Annotated in this window: 23 protein-coding genes and 1 pseudogene; 20 read left to right on the top strand and 4 right to left on the bottom strand. The window is 38.0% G+C overall.

All coding sequences use genetic code 11. From position 1 onward, the window contains the following. Positions 1-66 precede the first annotated feature (66 nt). Positions 67-495, top strand: coding sequence for a hypothetical protein (locus tag MKY17_RS23590; RefSeq protein WP_098373422.1), 429 nt, complete (start codon positions 67-69; stop codon positions 493-495). Positions 496-1,064: 569 nt separating this feature from the next. Here MKY17_RS23590 and MKY17_RS23585 read toward each other — a convergent pair. Next, positions 1,065-1,946 (bottom strand): DMT family transporter, encoded by an 882-nt coding sequence (locus MKY17_RS23585; RefSeq protein ID WP_098373421.1) that lies wholly within the window; start codon positions 1,944-1,946, stop codon positions 1,065-1,067. A 166-nt stretch (positions 1,947-2,112) separates the two neighbouring features. Here MKY17_RS23585 and MKY17_RS23580 point away from each other — a divergent pair, with 166 nt between their 5' ends. The 4 genes from MKY17_RS23580 (at position 2,113) to MKY17_RS23565 (ending at position 4,835) form a co-directional block, all read left to right on the top strand. Next, the gene (locus tag MKY17_RS23580) at positions 2,113-2,673 is read left to right on the top strand and encodes an XRE family transcriptional regulator (RefSeq protein WP_063235852.1); all 561 of its coding nucleotides are present in this window, start codon (positions 2,113-2,115) and stop codon (positions 2,671-2,673) included. A 262-nt stretch (positions 2,674-2,935) separates the two neighbouring features. Next, a complete protein-coding gene (locus MKY17_RS23575) occupies positions 2,936-3,571 on the top strand; it encodes a Type 1 glutamine amidotransferase-like domain-containing protein (RefSeq protein WP_339200897.1) in 636 nt (211 codons plus the stop codon). A gap of 312 nt (positions 3,572-3,883) precedes the next feature. After that, positions 3,884-4,381, top strand: a complete 498-nt coding sequence (locus MKY17_RS23570) for an SRPBCC domain-containing protein (RefSeq protein ID WP_141993648.1) — start codon at positions 3,884-3,886, stop codon at positions 4,379-4,381. A 34-nt stretch (positions 4,382-4,415) separates the two neighbouring features. Next, a complete protein-coding gene (locus MKY17_RS23565; RefSeq protein ID WP_098373419.1) occupies positions 4,416-4,835 on the top strand; it encodes a VOC family protein in 420 nt (139 codons plus the stop codon). Positions 4,836-4,898: 63 nt separating this feature from the next. Here MKY17_RS23565 and MKY17_RS23560 read toward each other — a convergent pair. Beyond that, positions 4,899-5,279: pseudogene (locus MKY17_RS23560) on the bottom strand (SDR family oxidoreductase); the annotation flags it as partial. Positions 5,280-5,451: 172 nt separating this feature from the next. Here MKY17_RS23560 and MKY17_RS23555 point away from each other — a divergent pair. From MKY17_RS23555 to MKY17_RS23535, 5 genes are all read left to right on the top strand, one after another. Then, positions 5,452-5,886: a GNAT family N-acetyltransferase gene (locus tag MKY17_RS23555; protein ID WP_286177225.1), complete on the top strand. Its 435-nt coding sequence runs from the start codon at positions 5,452-5,454 to the stop codon at positions 5,884-5,886. A gap of 470 nt (positions 5,887-6,356) precedes the next feature. Further along, positions 6,357-6,620, top strand: a complete 264-nt coding sequence (locus MKY17_RS23550) for a hypothetical protein (RefSeq protein WP_098373417.1) — start codon at positions 6,357-6,359, stop codon at positions 6,618-6,620. 61 nt (positions 6,621-6,681) lie between these two features. Continuing rightward, positions 6,682-6,897: a hypothetical protein gene (locus MKY17_RS23545; protein ID WP_098373416.1), complete on the top strand. Its 216-nt coding sequence runs from the start codon at positions 6,682-6,684 to the stop codon at positions 6,895-6,897. A 207-nt stretch (positions 6,898-7,104) separates the two neighbouring features. Further along, complete coding sequence (locus tag MKY17_RS23540; protein ID WP_339200893.1) at positions 7,105-8,109, top strand: phosphotransferase; 1,005 nt, start codon at positions 7,105-7,107, stop codon at positions 8,107-8,109. Between the two features lie 11 nt (positions 8,110-8,120). After that, on the top strand, positions 8,121-8,642 hold the full coding sequence (locus MKY17_RS23535) for a GNAT family N-acetyltransferase (RefSeq protein WP_098373414.1): 522 nt from the start codon (positions 8,121-8,123) through the stop codon (positions 8,640-8,642). A 92-nt stretch (positions 8,643-8,734) separates the two neighbouring features. Here the strand turns inward: MKY17_RS23535 and MKY17_RS23530 are convergent, their stop codons facing one another. Then, entirely contained in the window at positions 8,735-9,532 is a 798-nt protein-coding gene (locus tag MKY17_RS23530; protein ID WP_144529903.1) for a peptidoglycan-binding protein, read from the bottom strand. A gap of 290 nt (positions 9,533-9,822) precedes the next feature. Between MKY17_RS23530 and MKY17_RS23525 the strand changes: the two genes are divergently transcribed. From MKY17_RS23525 to MKY17_RS23490, 8 genes are all read left to right on the top strand, one after another. After that, positions 9,823-10,476, top strand: a complete 654-nt coding sequence (locus MKY17_RS23525; protein ID WP_339200891.1) for an HAD family hydrolase — start codon at positions 9,823-9,825, stop codon at positions 10,474-10,476. A gap of 105 nt (positions 10,477-10,581) precedes the next feature. Then, complete coding sequence (locus MKY17_RS23520) at positions 10,582-11,088, top strand: GNAT family N-acetyltransferase (RefSeq protein ID WP_339200890.1); 507 nt, start codon at positions 10,582-10,584, stop codon at positions 11,086-11,088. A gap of 51 nt (positions 11,089-11,139) precedes the next feature. Beyond that, complete coding sequence (locus MKY17_RS23515) at positions 11,140-11,379, top strand: hypothetical protein (RefSeq protein WP_098373410.1); 240 nt, start codon at positions 11,140-11,142, stop codon at positions 11,377-11,379. Between the two features lie 365 nt (positions 11,380-11,744). Then, on the top strand, positions 11,745-12,677 hold the full coding sequence (locus MKY17_RS23510; protein WP_098373409.1) for an ATP-binding cassette domain-containing protein: 933 nt from the start codon (positions 11,745-11,747) through the stop codon (positions 12,675-12,677). Continuing rightward, positions 12,677-13,633 carry a DUF2705 family protein gene (locus MKY17_RS23505; protein WP_179891188.1) on the top strand — a complete coding sequence of 319 codons (957 nt, stop codon included), beginning with the start codon at positions 12,677-12,679 and terminating at the stop codon, positions 13,631-13,633. Before MKY17_RS23510 ends, MKY17_RS23505 begins: the two co-directional genes overlap by 1 nt. A gap of 161 nt (positions 13,634-13,794) precedes the next feature. Next, the gene (locus MKY17_RS23500) at positions 13,795-13,947 is read left to right on the top strand and encodes a hypothetical protein (protein WP_179891187.1); all 153 of its coding nucleotides are present in this window, start codon (positions 13,795-13,797) and stop codon (positions 13,945-13,947) included. 64 nt (positions 13,948-14,011) lie between these two features. Next, entirely contained in the window at positions 14,012-14,554 is a 543-nt protein-coding gene (locus tag MKY17_RS23495) for a hypothetical protein (RefSeq protein ID WP_260398206.1), read from the top strand. 187 nt (positions 14,555-14,741) lie between these two features. Beyond that, positions 14,742-14,945 carry a zinc ribbon domain-containing protein gene (locus MKY17_RS23490; RefSeq protein ID WP_098373407.1) on the top strand — a complete coding sequence of 68 codons (204 nt, stop codon included), beginning with the start codon at positions 14,742-14,744 and terminating at the stop codon, positions 14,943-14,945. 64 nt (positions 14,946-15,009) lie between these two features. Here the strand turns inward: MKY17_RS23490 and MKY17_RS23485 are convergent, their stop codons facing one another. After that, entirely contained in the window at positions 15,010-15,876 is an 867-nt protein-coding gene (locus MKY17_RS23485) for a LysR family transcriptional regulator (protein WP_098373406.1), read from the bottom strand. A gap of 137 nt (positions 15,877-16,013) precedes the next feature. Here MKY17_RS23485 and MKY17_RS23480 point away from each other — a divergent pair, with 137 nt between their 5' ends. Both MKY17_RS23480 and MKY17_RS23475 read left to right on the top strand, forming a co-directional pair. Next, complete coding sequence (locus tag MKY17_RS23480; RefSeq protein ID WP_339200887.1) at positions 16,014-17,150, top strand: NADH-dependent flavin oxidoreductase; 1,137 nt, start codon at positions 16,014-16,016, stop codon at positions 17,148-17,150. Positions 17,151-17,190: 40 nt separating this feature from the next. Continuing rightward, positions 17,191-18,087 (top strand): DMT family transporter, encoded by an 897-nt coding sequence (locus MKY17_RS23475; protein ID WP_144529908.1) that lies wholly within the window; start codon positions 17,191-17,193, stop codon positions 18,085-18,087. Positions 18,088-18,089: the final 2 nt, after the last annotated feature.

Below are 18,089 nucleotides of genomic sequence, written 5' to 3'. Positions count from 1 at the left end.
AAAGACGAATTATTACAAAACCTCTAGTAAGGAGTTTTTTTTGGAAGGAGTAAAAAGATTAGACATATGTTTTCATTACGTGGAGATGCTCATAAAATTTATCTTCAATTAAAAAAAGTCTCATACAAAGACCGATCTTTCAAATGTATGAAGAAACTTAAAGAAGTGGAAGAAATTCAAAATTTTTATAGTTCGATTGATAGCGATACGTTAAAAAAAATTTATTATTGTATGATAAAAGAGAAAAACGGATCGGGAATCATTCCAATTATAATATCCTCTGGACCTTGGCTTTTTTTTCTGTTTTCAAAACAATTACAAGATTTCCTTTTCAAAGATGGGAGTTTGCTTTGGGTTGTCTTTGTTTTAACTTATATTTCCATTCTTGCTATAAGTGTGTTTCTTCATTTTCATGAAAAATCATGGGCTTTTGTTCATATTGAAATCATTCAAGAAATTTTACATGAACGAAAAGAGATAAGTGAAAAGCCCTGAGGTGAGAAACTATAACGGCTTCCCTCAATAGGAGTTTGGCGAGAAAAACATATACTTTCGCACTGTTTCCATGTGTATTTTTCAGCGCGAAATATTATAGCAAAAAAGGATATTGAAACCGATGCTCCTTTAAATACGAAATAGCGATTATTTTTACATATTCAACCTTAATTCCAATTTCTCTTTCATCCATTTCGTAAGTCTCAGATGTTTTTTAATACGGGAGCGATTCTTTAATAAGTATCGCTTTTCTTATTGAACTAAAGGGGCAGGATAGACCCATAAGGAATATTAGATCTAACGAGGAACTTATTTTAAGGAGGAAAACATGAGCTTAGAGCATGATTTTTACCTTATTTCTAAGACAACTGATTTAAAAGTCAGTTTTATAAAAAAACGAAAAAATCTCTAATCTAATCTTTTAGAGATTTTTTAAATGCAAAAACACAACTTTTATTTAGTTAATACGTCTAAGTGATAAAGTGTAGGAGTGCTTCAAGTAATGCCTCCTTTAGTTGAACAAGCTTCTAATAACTGTCCTTAAATTAAATCACTTGTACTCCAATTATTTATTTGTTATTTCTTTGCTGTAGTAAAAATAATGCTAGACCAATTAAGATGAGTGCGATTCCTATACCTTGTTGTAAAGAAATGACCTCATCCAAAATGAAATATGCGAGTATACAAGTTCCGATCGTCTCTCCTAATATGCTCATTGAAATAACTGAGGTACTTAGCCATTTCAACAACCAATTAAAAACCGTTTGCCCTAATATCGTTGCAATAAACGCTAATCCAATAAAGGACAACCATGTTTGTTTGGAATAATTGACGAAAGAAGTTTGCTGGCTGAAAACAAAAATACTTAAAAATAGTGCGCTACTGGTATAACCGATGATTGAATAAGGGATAAGAGATAATCTTTTACGAACATGCTGGCCAATGAAGAAGTAGGCCGTTATAACACCTGCTGCAATAAAAGCAAGTATATCGCCAAATAATGCCTGACCACTAATTTGAAAATCCTGCCATCCAATGACAATACTTCCTGCAATCGCTACGAGACAGCCCATTATAGCGCCTTTACTGAAGTGCTCTTTGAATAGAAAGTAACCGCCAACCATCGAAAAAAGTGGTTGTAATGTGACGATGACAGTCGAACTTGCTACTGATGTGTAATTTAATGATTCAAACCACAATAAATAATGTGCTGCCAGAAATAAACCTGAGAGTAATCCAAGTCCCCATTGTTTTTTTGATAACGAACGTATTTCTTTACGGTTCTTTTTATTTACTAATAAAAATGGCAAAAGCATTACTGCTGTAAAAAGCATCCGATAAAATGCTGTAATTGTCGCAGGTGCATCTGCTAATTTCACAAAGATTGCTGAAGTAGACAATGCAAATACGCCCAAAAATAAGATCGTGTAAGAAATAAGTGGTGACTTCAATACTGTTCCCCCTTGACGTTTGTTTACTATAATAAAAATAATATATTATAATGTACAAATGTAAGTATAAAATATTTATGTTATTGGAAAAAGAATTATTTCTCCATGTTTAGAATGTCAGCACAAAAGACATCAAACATACATTATTTTAAAAGGGGCATATGCCATGAAAAATCATCGCTTAGGACAAACAGTATTAAACTATCGTAAGAAGAATGGTATGACAATTCGTGAGTTTGCTGATTATGCGGGAATTAGCACATCACTTATTAGCCAAATTGAAAGAGGACAAGGGAATCCGTCGTTAAGTGTACTAGAGTTAATTGCAAAAGCACTAAACGTGCCACTATTTACTCTGTTTGTTAATGAAATTGATACAGATTCCCTCATTTCCAGAAAGCAAGATCGAAAGAAAGTATATCGAGAAAATAGTGATCATATTGTATATGATGTATTAACACCAGATTTTATGAAAGCACATATTGAACTCTTAATGATGGATTTGAATGCACATTCTACTACTACTGAGAGTCATTACTCACATGACAATAAAGAAGAGATTGCTGTGGTTATGAAAGGTCAAGCATATGTTGAACTGGAAGGAACCGAATATTTTTTAGATGAAGGAGATGTCGTACGTATTCCACCAAATGTTAAACACCGATTTTTGAACAAGAGTGATGAACCTAATCATATTTTATTCGTACTAACCCCATCATTAGTTTAACACCTAAAACTTGGTGAATAGTATTAATCGGGCAGTGTGAATTTGTTAATTACTATAAATATTCCAGGATAAATTCTATCTTCTCTTTTCGCAATATTAGTTTTGTTTTTACTAATAAAACTAGTGCAATCTATTAGACGGTAAAACCGTCTTTTTTTATGTCACTATCGGGGGAGATTAGCTGAAGAGCAGTGACATAAAGGTATTGTCCTTTTTACATAGAATATTTTAAGAATAGCAGGTGAATAAATGGGGGACATATATGGAAATTTGTTTTATCGGTGGCGGAAATCACAATAATAATGAATTAGGTGAAGTGTTTCTGGAACTTTCAAAAATGATTAAACCCGATGCTAAGGTTTTAATAATCCCTTTTGCTACTGACAATTCCAGGTATGAAAGTTGGATGGCAAGTATCAATCAAGCTTTTTCAATAATGGATAATGTAAGCGTTGAATTATTAAACGAAGACCTTTCGGACAAAGAAATGAAAAGGTCTATAAAAGAACATGATATTTTGTACTTTATTGGTGGAAAGCCAGAAAGGTTAATTCATGTAGTAGAGGAAAAAGGACTTGCTCCAATTATCAAAGACTTTCAAGGTTTAATCATTGGATATAGTGCGGGTTCATTAGCTTTCTGTAATGATTGCATAATAACAAAAGATAAAGACTATCCAGAAACGGTAGTAATCAAGGGCTTAGGATTAGTTGGGTTTAGCGTTGAGGTCCATTACGAGGATAATATAGATGGAGAATTAATCCCCCTATCAAATGAACGAAAAGTATATGCAATACCAAATGGAAGTGCAATTTTCTCCAAAAACGGGGAACTATTTAAAGTAGTAAATGATATTTATTCCTTTCAAAATATGAAAAAGGAAATTGTGACCACCTAGGTCTTAAAGAACCAACAGATGCTTAATCCCCAATTGGAAGAAGGGTGGCGGCGCAGATTAGAGAAAAGGAGACTGCATTGAAAATAAATTTTAATGATTTCATAATGGATATGAAGTTGTAAAGGTTTCGATCAATTATGCTTCGAATGAATGTTTTGTTTCGCTTCACCCGCTAGCGTTGGAAATTGAGGAAATCAAGATGGAAACTTATATAGAAAAACTGGAAGCACACGGTTGGCGTGCTGTCTCAAAAGAGGAATTGAAAAGTATGTAAAAAGGTAAACCCATAAAATTGACGTAAGGAGCATGTAAATGGAAAAATACTCAACAACCACTTTAAAGATGACAAGAAATTTTGATGTAGTGCCTGAAAGGGTTTTTGATGCATGGCTGAACCCTGAGATGATGAGACAATGGTTTTTTACATTGGAAGGGACAAATAAGGTGGCAAAAAATGATCCTCAAGTGGGAGGTACTTGGGAAATTATTGATCATCGCGATGGAAAAGATTATCGGGCGATAGGGGAGTACCTTGAAATGGACTCTCCCAATAAATTAGTGTTCACTTTTAAAATGCCGCAGTTCAGTGAATCAGAAGATACAATTACAGTTGAGCTGAAAGAACTTCAACAAGGCTGTGAAATGACATTTTATCAAAACATCATCGTTCCTCATGAAGAAAATTGGATAGAATCCGATATCGAAAAAGCTCTTGGGGAGTATCACGATGGATCTGAACATGGCTGGAACTTAATGTTTATGGGACTGAAGGAATTAATTGAAACTGGGCAGGTTAGCTATAAAGGCTAATAGTATAATTCGATTTTCAGAGAGGGATGGGACAATGGAAAGTAAATGGCCAAATGAAATGAAAGTAGCACAAATCCGGGTTGCACGTCCTACTGATCAACTAAAAAAGGTTGTAAACTTCTATTGTGAAGGATTAGGCTTGAAAAAAATCGGTTCTTTTGAAGGGCATGAGGGATATGACGGCATCATGATTGGGCTTCCTGATTCCAGCTATCATCTGGAGTTTACTCAGCATAAAGATGGCAGTCCTTGTCCTGCCCCATCACAAGATAATCTGCTTGTCTTTTATATTCCTGAACGTAAAACCATTGAGGATATCACGAATAGATTGAAAGGTATGGGGTATGAACCGGTTTCTCCGGAAAATCCATATTGGGAAAAATCCGGTGTTACCATTGAAGATCCGGATGGTTGGAGAATAGTTTTAATGAATTCGCCCGGCATAGGAAATTAAATTTCGAATTTGCAGCTGGAAATGAAAGACCGAAAAGCATCATGCTTTTCGGTCGTTTTGGGTTTATGAGGACATCGTGATCCCGCCATTGATGTGAATGCACTGTCCCGTTATATAAGCACCTTCATCAGATGCCAGCAGCACATAGGCGCCTGCATGATCTGCCGGCTGCCCAGGGCGGCCAAGTGATGCCTCGGTACCGAACTCGGCAACGGATTGTTCGTCGAACGTCGCCGGGATGAGCGGAGTCCAAATCGGGCCTGGTGCCACCATATTGACCCGGATCCCTTTTTTAGCCACAATCTGTGCAAGGCTGCGTGTGAATCCGACGATTGCCCCTTTTGTCGCTGTATAATCCATCAAAGTTGCATGTCCTCTATATGGGTTGATCGATGTTGTGTTGATGACTGAGTTGCCTTGTTTCATATGAGGAACCGCATGCTTGTTAAACTATTGATCTAGTCATATTTAGCCGTTAAAAAGTACGGTTAAACATCATGATTCCCATCGATTACCTCTGCAAGCGATTACAACAATATCGAAGCAATACAGTAAGGAAGGAATTACGGTGTTGGAAGTTGAAATACATTCTAATAAAACTTTCAGGGGTGTTAATGTGAATTCGATAGAAACAATACAAGAATTAACCAATAAAGAACAATGGTTAGAAGCCTTTCCAATCATGAATCAGCTTCGTACTGACTTAACTCAAAAAACATATCTGGAGTTACTTGAAGAAATGAGGAAAGATGGATACTGTTTGTTTGCTTTATATAAAGATAACCAGGTTGTATCATTGGCTGGTTTAAGCTGGAGAGTGAACTTTTATAATAAACGTCACGTGTTTATTTATGACCTTGTAACAGATTCAGCCCACCGTTCATTTGGATATGGAGAGAAGTTATTGAATTATATACATAACTGGGCAAAAGAAAACGGAGCTGCATATGTGGCATTGGAATCTGGAGTCCGGCGAAAAGATGCCCACCGTTTCTATGAAGAGAAATTAGATTATGATAAATGGTGCTACTCATTTAGAAAAACGCTGTGAGTGGAAATAGCGATGGAAAAGAGCTGAGTAATCAGCTTTTTTTTATGTTGGAGAACAAAAGTAGTAATGAAGTGAATGTAAGACACATTGTCCACTATGTGTATTGGGTTATGAACATTTTTAATCAGAATAGAACAATAAAAATTCGCGAGTAAATAGGCGAAATTCACGAGTAAACAGGCTAAACTCACGAGTAAACTATTAACGGGAGTCGTTTTTCTGTATTTTGGTTTGTTTCAATACAATTGGCTGTATAAGAGATTGAAGAAGGCAATAATTTTCCTTTCATAAGCAGTTATTGGAGCTGGCGGATTTTGTTCATCGGAATCAGTTTATGCATCATTTTTACAACTGTAAATTCATTCTTTCGCTGAAAAGACCTATTTGAAAATTTTTGTAATGATTTATTTAGCCTTGGACATACTTAATTAAGATATCAAAAAGTAACATTCATTTAAGGAGGAAACCCAATGGCTAACGAAAATATACAAATGAAAATGGAGCATATTTGGCAGGATACATGTGGATCATGGGAAAACTGTACCGAAACCACAATTCAGTCATTCTTGGCGAAATCGCAAGAAAGCAATATAGACCCGCAATATTGCATGAGCTGGGTGGAACAACATAAAGCCCAAATACCTGAGTGGAATGCCGTTTCAAAAGTGTCGCTTGACTGGGTTAATCAACATACCTCAACGGGTTCACCCATTTCAATCAAGGAAGATTTTTAAAAAGTTAATTTTTTCTGCTTATGATTGGCACGAACTCTACTATGTTTAAGAGGTGAAGATATTGTCAAATAACGAGGAACAAAACGGCAAATCAAATACTTGGCAAGGTTCAGAGCATAATAATGACCCAGATTACAGAGTTAATGCTTGGGATGAAATGAATGGTGAAGATAAATTTGTACAATCAGCCATCCAAGAGGAATTCAATAATCCAGTAATCGAAGAAACGATCTTGAAGTTCAATAAAATAGCGAATGAAGAAGAAAAGGAAACTTGATTTTGGACGCGCCCCTATAGGGCGTTTTTTTTTGAGAAGGAAGAAGGAGCCACTAATAAAAAATATCTTTACCCTTGTAACCATAAAGATTTATAAAAAAAGAATGATATACAAATAAAGGGAAAAGGCATTTTGGTATCGTATAAAGCATAGTATAAATCGTTTTTATTAATAAAGTTAGCAATATCATTAATGGGAGTGAAGATCATGGAAGCATCGGTAGAGCGGATTTTTTCTGAGGAATTGGTGAAATTGGCTGGGCATTTTTTTCAAGTGAATGCTGGGGATCCGGTTAAACTTGGAGATGCAGAGAACTATGTATTTGAGGTTTACAGGGATGGAAGTCCATACATCTTAAGAATGACACATCAATCACATCGTACAAAAGGTCAAGTGCTTGCTGAGTTAAAGTGGATTGAATATCTACAGAATAATAGTAGTGAAATTCCTAAAGTTCTCTCTTCGAAAGAAAATAACTTGGTTGAAATTGTAAAGGGTTCGGATGGTACGGAATTTTATTGTTGCCTGTTTGAAAAAGCTCCTGGTGTAAGGATGAAAGTCACCGATGAAAATTTCGATGAACCTTTATTTTTTGAATGGGGAAGAACGATTGGCCAAATGCATAAACAAACAAAAAATTATCAGCCTGAAACAAAATATAAAAGGCTGGATTGGCATGAAGAGGAACTATTGAATGCCGAACTCTATCAATCCGATGTTCCAGAGCAATTGATGCACCAACAAGAATTAATCAAGAAGAAATTAAATGCCCTACCAGTTCATCAAGATAATTTTGGATTGATCCATTCTGATATACATAACGGCAATTTCCATTTTCATGAGGGGAAGATTCATGTTTTTGACTTTGATGACTGTTCTTATCACTGGTTTGCCAGCGATTTGGCCATACCTCTGTACTATCTGATATGGAGCTTGGAACGTGAAGGGGTAAAAGGGCTCGATGAATATGCCGCCAAGTTCATGAGGGAATTCATAAAAGGCTATGAGACGGAAAATATCCTGGCACCTGAAGAATACGAAACGATTCCTCTATTTTTAAAGTTAAGGGATCTAACGTTATATAATTTTTTTCATAAAAAGTATGATTTGAAAAATGCGGATGGTCAATTATTCAAAACCGTCAAAAATATCGAACAAAGAATCATCGAAAGCCGTCCTATTGTTCACTTCGATTCGAACATGGTTCATTAAGGGGGATTGGAATGTCAGAAGTGAAAAATTACATCATTCGGACCGGTGAGTTGGAAGATGCAGAAGCGGTTTTGGATGTACAGAATTCCGTTATTTCCGAAGGAGAGTATTTTATTGCGGTATCGGAAGAGTTCAATAAAACACCAGAACAACAAAGGGATTGGATACGAAGGTTATTGGAAAATGAACGAGAAACCATCATCGTGGCCGAAATAAATGGTGAAGTCATTGGATGGATAGGATTTCAATCGGAAAATAGGAAGAGAATGTCTCACAAGGGCTCATTTGGAATGATGATCAGGAAAAATTATAGAGGGAAAGGAATTGGAAAAGAGCTTATAAAAGCATTATTGGAATGGGCAGAAGCAAATCCGTTTATTGAAAAGGTGAGCTTGGGAGTTTTTTCAACAAATCAGCGGGCAATATCGCTGTATAAAAAGATGGGATTTGTTGAAGAGGGCCGTAAAATAAAGGAATTTAAGATGAGCGAACGTGAATACGTCGATGATATTATCATGTACAAAATGGTTTGAACAGACCAAAAGAGCATGAATTAATTCAATACATGCTCTCTCGGTTTGGTTATGTATCTATTTTTATATGAAAACGATGTGTATGTCACGCATCATTTAATTATCTTCACGTTCACTTGCTTTCTTCCCCACGTTAAAGCATCCGCTTCACTCGCGATGAATACATCGATTCTGTTTCCTTTGATGGCGCCGCCCGTGTCTGCAGCGATTGCTTGTCCATAGCCTTCGACTTCAACGATGGAGCCTAGCGGAATCACGTTCGGATCGACTGCTATCAGTTTGGCATCATCATATTTTTTTAGGTCAACGCCCATTCTTGTAGTGCCTGAGCATCCCTCGCAGCTCGCTGTATATGCTGTACTTGTTACCGTTATTTCTTTAACGGCAGAGCTTGCTAAACTTGCTCTTTCTTTTAATTTACTGAAGGTCCGAGCACCGGCTATTCCATCAGCGGATAATCCCTTTTGCTTTTGAAAGTTGATGACGGCTTGCTTTGTACCTGTTCCATAAATGCCATCGATCGTTGATGTGTAAACATCCCAGGCCTTCAATAATCTTTGCAGTTCAGCTACAGGTCTTCCCATATCCCCGCTTTTTAGTACCTGTATTTTCTGATTCGTTTGTGTTCCTGCTATTCCATCGACTTTCAGTCCTGATTTTTCCTGATACTTCTTTACGGATTCTTTTGTAATCGGTCCGTAGTAACCTGTTGCTTCGTGATAGGGAAAGACCCCTTTTGTCAGTAATAATTCTTGTAATACTTTTACATCACTATTACTCATTCCAAATGAAAGTGTGCGATCCAAAGCAGCGGCTTCGCCTTTTGTTGGCATGCAAACTCCTAGAATGAATACAGAAGCCGTTAGGATCGTTAATAAAATTTTCTTCATGTTTATCCTCCTCGTTGTTTCCTGCAATAAACGATTCGTTAAACTATCACTCTTTTAGGCGCAGTTAAGGAAAAACACCGCGAAGGCACTAATTAATTGTTAAAACATGTAACATATAAAAAAGAAATGAGGCGGACATCGGGTTACCATATCCTTAGTGATTAACTAATTATGGAAAACGATCGAGCTTCCCGCGGAACGAACGGAACCGTTTGGTTGAACAAGGGAATTCATTCATGTACGTTTATGTTAATAGAAATTCCATTTCAAGGTTAAAGGGGGAAATCATTATGATTAAAGCAGTTATTTTTGACTTTGATGGTTTAATTTTAGACACAGAAACGGCTTGGTATGAGGCTTATAAAGAAACGATGGCTTTTTATAAATCTGATTTGCCTCTTGAACATTTCGTAAAATGTATCGGAACGGATAATACTGAACTTAATCAGTACTTCAAGGATCAGCTGGGGGAAAGTTGTAATATTGAAGAAATTGAATCCAGAGCAAAAAGCCTTCATGAAGTCAAAATGAAAACATCACAGGCACGTGAAGGTGTAAAGGATTATTTAGAAGAAGCAAAAAACAATGGATATAAAATCGCCCTCGCTTCAAGTTCGACAAAAGAGTGGGTCACTCATCATTTGGGGGAACTTGGACTGTTAAACTATTTTGAAGTTCTTATCACAGGGGATGATGTTGAAAAAGTAAAACCTGCGCCTGATTTATATGTAAAGGCAATTGAAGTCCTGGGCATTCGGCCCACAGAAGCCGTAGCATTTGAAGATTCGTTAAATGGGCTTCAAGCGGCCCTGACTGCAGGATTAAAGTGTGTAATCGTTCCTAACCCCGTGACGGAAGCTTTAGTTTTTGAAAATCATCATTTACGCCTCCGATCAATGGGGGATAAGAGCTTGTCTGACGTAATAAAACATATTGAGCCATAAGCGTTCGAACGAAATTATAGTATGATAAAGGAATGAAACCACGCCGAAGATGGCAGAGTCTTCGGTTTTTCCGGTTTTAAATGAATTGGTGGGGAGGGTGACATTATGGAATTGCAAACCAATGACAAAGGAGTCCGGCTGCGGGAGGTCAAGGAGAGTGATCTTCCTATCTTTTTCGAGCAGCAACTAGATCCTGCCGCAAACTATATGGCTGCTTTCACATCCAAGGATCCATTAGACAAAGTGGCTTTTTTGACACACTGGAAGAATATCTTATCGAACCGGGATATTCAAAAAATGACCATAATCCACAACGGATGTGCAGCGGGCAGCATTCTCAAGTTTGAACAGTTCGGTAACCCTGAAGTTAGTTATTGGATCGGGAAGCAATATTGGGGTAAAGGAATTGCTACAGAAGCACTGCTCAATTTCTTGCCGAAAATCAAAGTCCGCCCTCTTTATGCTCGCGCAGCCAAGGATAATCTCGCATCCATCAGGGTGCTGGAAAAATGCGGATTTGAAAGATTCGATGAAGACAAAGGATATTCCCATGCAAGAGGGGAAGAGGTTGAAGAATTCATTTTGAAACTTGAATCAGGAAACCCCAGTTAAGATAAGAATATAACAATATCGTTTAACCTATGAGGAAACGGGTGACATACAATGGGATATAAGATTTTTTCCATCATTTTTATTTTATGCGGTCTTTTTGTAATGTGGTTCGCCATTTTTGGCAAAAAGAAAGAGATCAAAGAGTTCGGCTCCGGAATACCAGCGAATTTCATCGATGTAGTTTTAATGATGATATATAGGCTTTTACCATCAATTGTTAGAAAAATCCTTCTTTTTGCATTGGGGCTGGCCATTTCCATCGGCTTTACTTATATATTGCTTAACTTGTGATTATCCGTAAATTTTCCTGATTAGATAAAATAACCCTGAAACTTTATTCAAACAAAAACGTATTAAAAGATAAAGGTACATAGGAGTTGTTGCTGTTTAGAGGAAAAAAGTGATGGCAGTGTTTATGAAAATGGGAGCGGGAAGTTGACGCCGGCGGAAGGTTTTAATGAGAGTTTGATGTTATTGCGCAATAAGGATCGGACGGGGAAATGATCATGGGGTAAAAGAACGATGAAATTCAAATCTATTGATTGCAGCGGTGCATTTTTTAAAATGGAAGAATATCAGTATAGTAATAATATGCATAATATGGTAATGTAGGATTTGTGTGATTTTGGAAAAAAATGAAAAAAGGAAGGTATTATATGTCTGAATCGGTTCTTAAGGTTCAATCCTTAACTAAAAAAATTGGAAAAGCAACCATTGTGGACAATGTTAGCTTTGAAATAAAAAGTAATGAAATATTTGGTTTGCTTGGTCCGAATGGGGCTGGTAAGACCACTATCATCCGTATGATCACAGGTCTCATTAATCGTACGGGCGGTACTGTCATGATCAATGGCAGTGACCTCGATAATGATTTCGAAGGCGCGATGAACCAATTGGGGGCCATTGTTGAAAACCCAGAGTTTTATAAGTACATGACAGGCAGAAAGAATATCCTGCATTATGCCCGAATGTCATCCAATGACATATCCAATGAGAGAATAGAAGAGGTCATCAAGCTTGTCAAACTGGATCATGCCATCGATAAGAAGGTTAAAACCTATTCATTAGGAATGCGTCAGCGCCTTGGCGTGGCACAGGCCATTTTACATAAACCGTCGTTATTGATTTTTGATGAACCGACGAATGGCTTGGATCCACAAGGGATTCGCGAGTTTCGTGATTATTTGAAAGTACTTGCGAGTGAAGGCGTCGGGATATTGATTTCATCACATTTACTATCGGAAATGCAATTGATGTGTGATAGTTTTGCCGTTATCGAAAAGGGAAAACTGATACATACGAAAGAACATATTTTAGATGAAAAAACCGAAACGATCAATGAAGTTTCATTCACTGTCAGTGATGGGAAGCTAGCTAATAAAATCCTTCAAGAACAGTCTGTGGATATTACGATTCTGAAATATGATGCGAAGACAATCTCCGTATCGGCAACTCGAGAACAAACGGCCAAAATTAATAGGAGTTTTATTGAAAATCAACTCGATGTCTATGAAATTGGCATTACTAGAAAATCACTGGAAGATAAATTCTTTGAAATCACTGAGCAGGAAATGAGGGAGTCTGTATGATGTCCTTAGTAAAAAATGAATGGATGAAAATCTTTTCAAAAGTATCAACTTATATATTCATCGCTTTTCTTTTATTGGCAGCATTAGGAGCTGCAGTCATCGATTATAAACTAAGTCCCGAAGAATCGGGTAAAGATTGGAAGCAAGAATTAAAGGCAGATATACAAGAACAGGAAAAGGCTTTGGAAGCTAAGGAAATCAGTGAAGATGAAAAAGCCGCGATCATGGATGAAATCAATCTCAACAAGCAACTGTTGGCTGATAATATAAACCCTGACTTGAACACGAATTGGACCTATATGGCGGAATGGACTACATCATTAACATCATTTGTCACTTTATTCGTCGTTATTGTTTGCAGCTCGCTCGTTTCCTCGGAATTTTCGGACGGCACCATTAAACAACTGTTGATCAGGCCTTATAAACGTTGGAAGATCCTACTTTCCAAATATATTACATCCTTGTTATTTGCAGCGTTATTACTTGCGAGCCTACTTATATTCAGTTATCTAATCGGAATCATATTCTTTGGCAATGGCTCGTATTCAGACAAAATCATGGATCCCGCATCTTTCGGTGAATTCAGTCCGGTGGTGGTCGGCGAATATTTCGTGGACATGATCGTTTACTGGATACCAGGATTCCTGGTCATCACGACCATCGCTTTCATGCTAAGCACATTATTTAAAAACCAAGCACTTGCAGTAGGTATATCCATTTTCATCCTATTTGCTTCCTCGACATTAAATATGGTCATTCAATCATTCATCGGCAAATACGAGTGGTTAAAATTCGTTCTATTCCCCCACCTTGATTTAAGGGGCTATATTTCCGGAACCATGGAAATGTTCGATGGAGCTACACTTGGATTTTCAATGAGTGTACTCGGCATCTATTACCTTATCTTTTTAGCGCTAACTTTCTTCTTCTTCCAGAAAAAAGATATCACTAATTAAACAGTCAATTACCGGAAAAACCGAAATCAGTAGCTGATTTCGGTTTTTCTTATGCAATATAGAATGCATGAGCCAGTTGCTGCTGGATAAAGTGAAACCTTTATCCAAATTTATCCGTATAAGATAATATGAGGATATTTAGTAGGGTATAGGGGTGTAAAATGAAAAAAAATAAGGTTCTGTTAATTGGGCTTATAGGATTCTCTTTATTTCTACTAGGCATGATCATTTCACAATGGACAATTGTTGGCGTAGTGATCGGGATAGGCGGAGGATTCATAATGGGAATCAGTTCCTACCTGTTCGCTAGTTAGCAGCTCCATTTACAGAATAGTCGACCCACGGAAATAATCCGATAGAGATGGAGTAGATTCAAAGATGGGAAAAATGCATGATAAACGAAAGTTAATAATTGTACTTATTATTATTGGAACAGCATTAGGTTTCTATGTGTACTCGGCATTCTCTGAAAAATTGACAAAATCAACAGATTTGTCCGATGAATCTATCGGGGGATTTAAGGTTTTGGATAGCATATCGAGTCCAGAATTTATTAGGGAATATGGAGAACCCATCGATCAAGATAATAATAATGCATATGATTATTATTATTGGAAAGGCGGGTTAAAAACGGCCTCTATCAATACAGACGAGGATAAAGGGAAGATTAAGCGGTTAATCATTTTAAGTACGGACGACGATCTATTTGAAAACTCCCTACAAACAAGCAAAGGTATTAAATTAGGAAGTAAGAAAGCGGACGTTCTTTCGAAGTATGGAGATCATTATTATAAAAGTTATGAACAGGGAGCGGATATTATCGGCTACATTGACCATAAACAGAATATTACTTTAGAATTTTGGTGTGTTCAAGGTGGAAGGGTTGCTGAAATACGATTGGATGATGCAGAGGTCATGTAATGTTTTTTCTCGAGTGTCCTCGATTAATAGGTTTGACTGTATAAGAAAGCGATGCGATAAAGAGTAGATTATAGGAATTAATTTCCACTTTTTTATAAGTTCTGAAACCATTCATTACTTTATCCGTATATTTAATTATGTACGGCGCTGGACCGGTATTTATATATAGATTGGGAGATGAAGGATCATGAACGAAAAGGGTTGCATGAAATGCGGAAGCAATGATGCTGCTAAGAAGGACGTAGCCATGACAGGAACAGGATTGTCAAAAATGTTCGATGTCCAGAATAATCAATTTACGGTTGTGTATTGCAAGAATTGCGGTTATTCGGAGTTTTATAATAAGCAATCATCTGCAGGCAGTAATCTGCTGGATCTATTCTTCGGATGATCACTGCGCGAAAAGAATCCCCTTTTTCAAAGGGGATTCTTGTTTTTTTCATAAAGTCAGCTCATTATCCAGTGAAATGGTCTTGAACGACTTTTGAAAATTCCTTTGCGACGGGTGAAAGGTCTTTAGACGACTTCATGACCAATCCAATCTCCCGGGTAAGTTCCGGATTCAAGGGCAGGCTTTTGATCTGTTCGGGCTTTTCCGGTAATGCAAGGTCGGGCATTATCGTGATGCCTAATTTTCCTGCTACCATTGAGAGCACCGTTTGATTGTCTTTAATGTCGTATGAAATGTTTGGTTTTAGCTTGGCTTCAAGGAATCTATCTTCTATGAGTGTTTCACAGCCGGATCGCAGCATGATGAATGGTTCATCAACGAAGTCCTCTAGGTTAATTACGGTTTTCCCTGAAAGTGGATGGCCTTCGTACACGACAGCTGATAAAGGATCTGTTAGCAGATGGATGAATTCCACGTTCTTCACTGGTTTAGCTGCAAAGCCGATATCCACTGTTCCTTCTTCGATCCATTTTAAGATTTCCTCATATCCACCTTCATGAATCAGCAATTCGATATTAGAGTATTTTTCTTTAAAGGCAGAGAATAGCTGCGGTATGAATCTGGCAGTGAAGCTTGGAAAACTGCCAATCGTTATTTTCCCGATTTCCATTCCATTCACAGCTGCAATTTTTTGTTCGATATGTGCGAGGTTGGCAGCGATGGCCCGCATATGTGGAATTACCTGCTCTCCCGCAGTCGTGAGTGTTACACCTTTTCGGTCACGCTTTAATAAAGTCACACCAAGCTCCGCTTCAAGCGCTGTAATGTTATGGCTCACACCTGATTGAGTCAGTCCGATCCGGTCTCCCGCTTTCGTAAAACTTCCGTGTTCAACAACATGTAAAAACACTTCCAACTGGAAAAAATTCATATGCCCCACACCTTTCTTGTAAATAAATTATACATGAGAATCTCTAATCCAAGTAATGAAAAACATTCATTTTACTTATGATGTGGCCGAGAATACAATAAGATTACAAAAATAAAATACGAATGGGTGATGGAAAAATGATGAAACGGAAATACGAGCGAATTTTTTCACCATACACGCTTTCTAATGGAACGGCTCTTAAAAACAGGATTGTAGTTGCGCCCATGACCACTTATTCTGGTCAAGAGGATGGCTTGGTTTCTGACCAGGAATTAACTTACTATAAAAGAAGGGCAGATGGACCTGCCATGTTCATTACTGCCGCTGCCGCCATTTCCCCTGTTGCTACAAGCTTTCCCCGGCAAATGAAAGTATATGATGAACAAAGCATCGCAGGACTCACACAGCTTTCAAAAACAATCAAATCAAAAGGTGCAAAAGCCATTCTCCAGCTTCATCATGGCGGAAGCGAGAGCCTTCCAAGCTGTACAGGCGGAGAAAAAATGGTTAGTCCGAGTGGCATCATCGCAAGCGTTTATAAAGAAATGGGCGGGGAATACATTCCTAGGACAATGAGCCACACTGAGATTCTATCCACTATTCAAGACTTTGGAAGAGCCACCCGCCATGCCATTCGTTCAGGATTCGATGGCGTCGAAATCCATGGAGCGAATGGATATCTCCTTCAGCAGTTTTTCTCACCACACTCTAACAGACGGAGAGATCATTGGGGCGGGAATTTGGAGAAAAGAATGCATTTTCCACTTGCCGTCATCGCGGAGGTGAAGCGGATCCGTGACCTATACGCAGACAAGGAATTCATTATTGGGTATCGCTTCTCCCCCGAAGAACCGGAAGAAGGCGGATTGAAAATGGATGACACAGCTGCATTGGTGGATAAATTGGCAAGTCAAGAGCTTTCCTATATACATCTTTCTGTTAAAAATGTCTGGTCCATCCCCAGAAGCGGATTGAACATGGGGTTAACAAGGACCGAAATCATCCGTGATATCATCGCTGGCAGGACCAGTTTCATATCACTTGGATCGATTCATACTCCAGAGGAAGCAAATGCTGTGCTTGAGAAAAATATACCGCTTTTCGCATTAGGAAGAGAATTGCTGATGGAACCGGACTGGGCCGCCAAAATAAAAGAGGGCAGGGAAGACGAGATCATGACGACATTGCCGCGCGATAGCAGGTGTACATTAATGATTCCAGATCAAATGTGGGCGAATATCATCACACGTGACGGCATGCCCGAGAAATGTTAGTATGAATGTAAAAAATGGGAATTTCTTGAGGGGAAATTAAATGAATAAAATAGCACTTCTTCAACTGTCTCTAGCCATGACGATCTTTGGTTCTGTCGGTTTCTTTTCAGAACTATCAGGACTTCCGGCATTGGAACTGGTTTTTGTTCGCTGCATCTGTGCTGCCATTTTCTTATGTGCAGCATGGATGATTACTGGACATTTCAAGAACGAAATATGGAATTCCAGAGAGGTAATGCTCATCATTTTTTGCGCAGTGACCAACTTGTTAAACTGGATATTCCTTTTTAAATCTTTCGAACTGATATCCGTGACAATAGCCATTTCGCTCTATCATCTAGCCCCGATCATTGTACTCATTATCGGGAGCTTCATCTTTAGGGAGAAAATGAGTTTATTTTCCATCCTGGCCATTTCACTTTGCTTCATTGGCACATTATTCATTATGGGAACAGATGGATTTCGATCATCAACCCCTGAATGGGAAGGGATCATTTATGGGATCATTGCTGCATTTTTCTATGCGGCAACGATGCTTTTAGGAAAGAGCATTTCAAAGACAAGTGTATACGCGACAACTTTTCTGCAAATGTTCATTGGATTTCTATTACTGATTCCTTTTGTTGATTTTTCAGTCTACACAACGCTAAAATCTTCCGAATGGTTTTATACTGTACTTACCGGCATCATCCATACAGGCGTCGTGTATCTTCTGTTTTTTAATAGTATCCGCCATTTGCCTACAAATGTAGTATCTTTCATGATTTTTGTCGATCCGGCAGTGGCCATCCTTTTGGATATTCTGCTTTCAGGATTTCAGCCGGACAGGATTCAAATCTTGGGTATTTCTTTGATATTTATTGGGGTGCTCTATTCACTTAAGACGACAAGACCGACTGAAAAGGATGTCATGCAAAAAAGGCCGCACACAATGTGAGG

Source organism: Peribacillus sp. FSL P2-0133 (genome assembly GCF_037975445.1).
GTDB classification, from domain to species: Bacteria; Bacillota; Bacilli; order Bacillales; family DSM-1321; genus Peribacillus; species Peribacillus simplex_E.
Note: the sequence above shows the minus strand (reverse complement) of the source record. Positions and strands in the feature narration are given on the sequence as shown.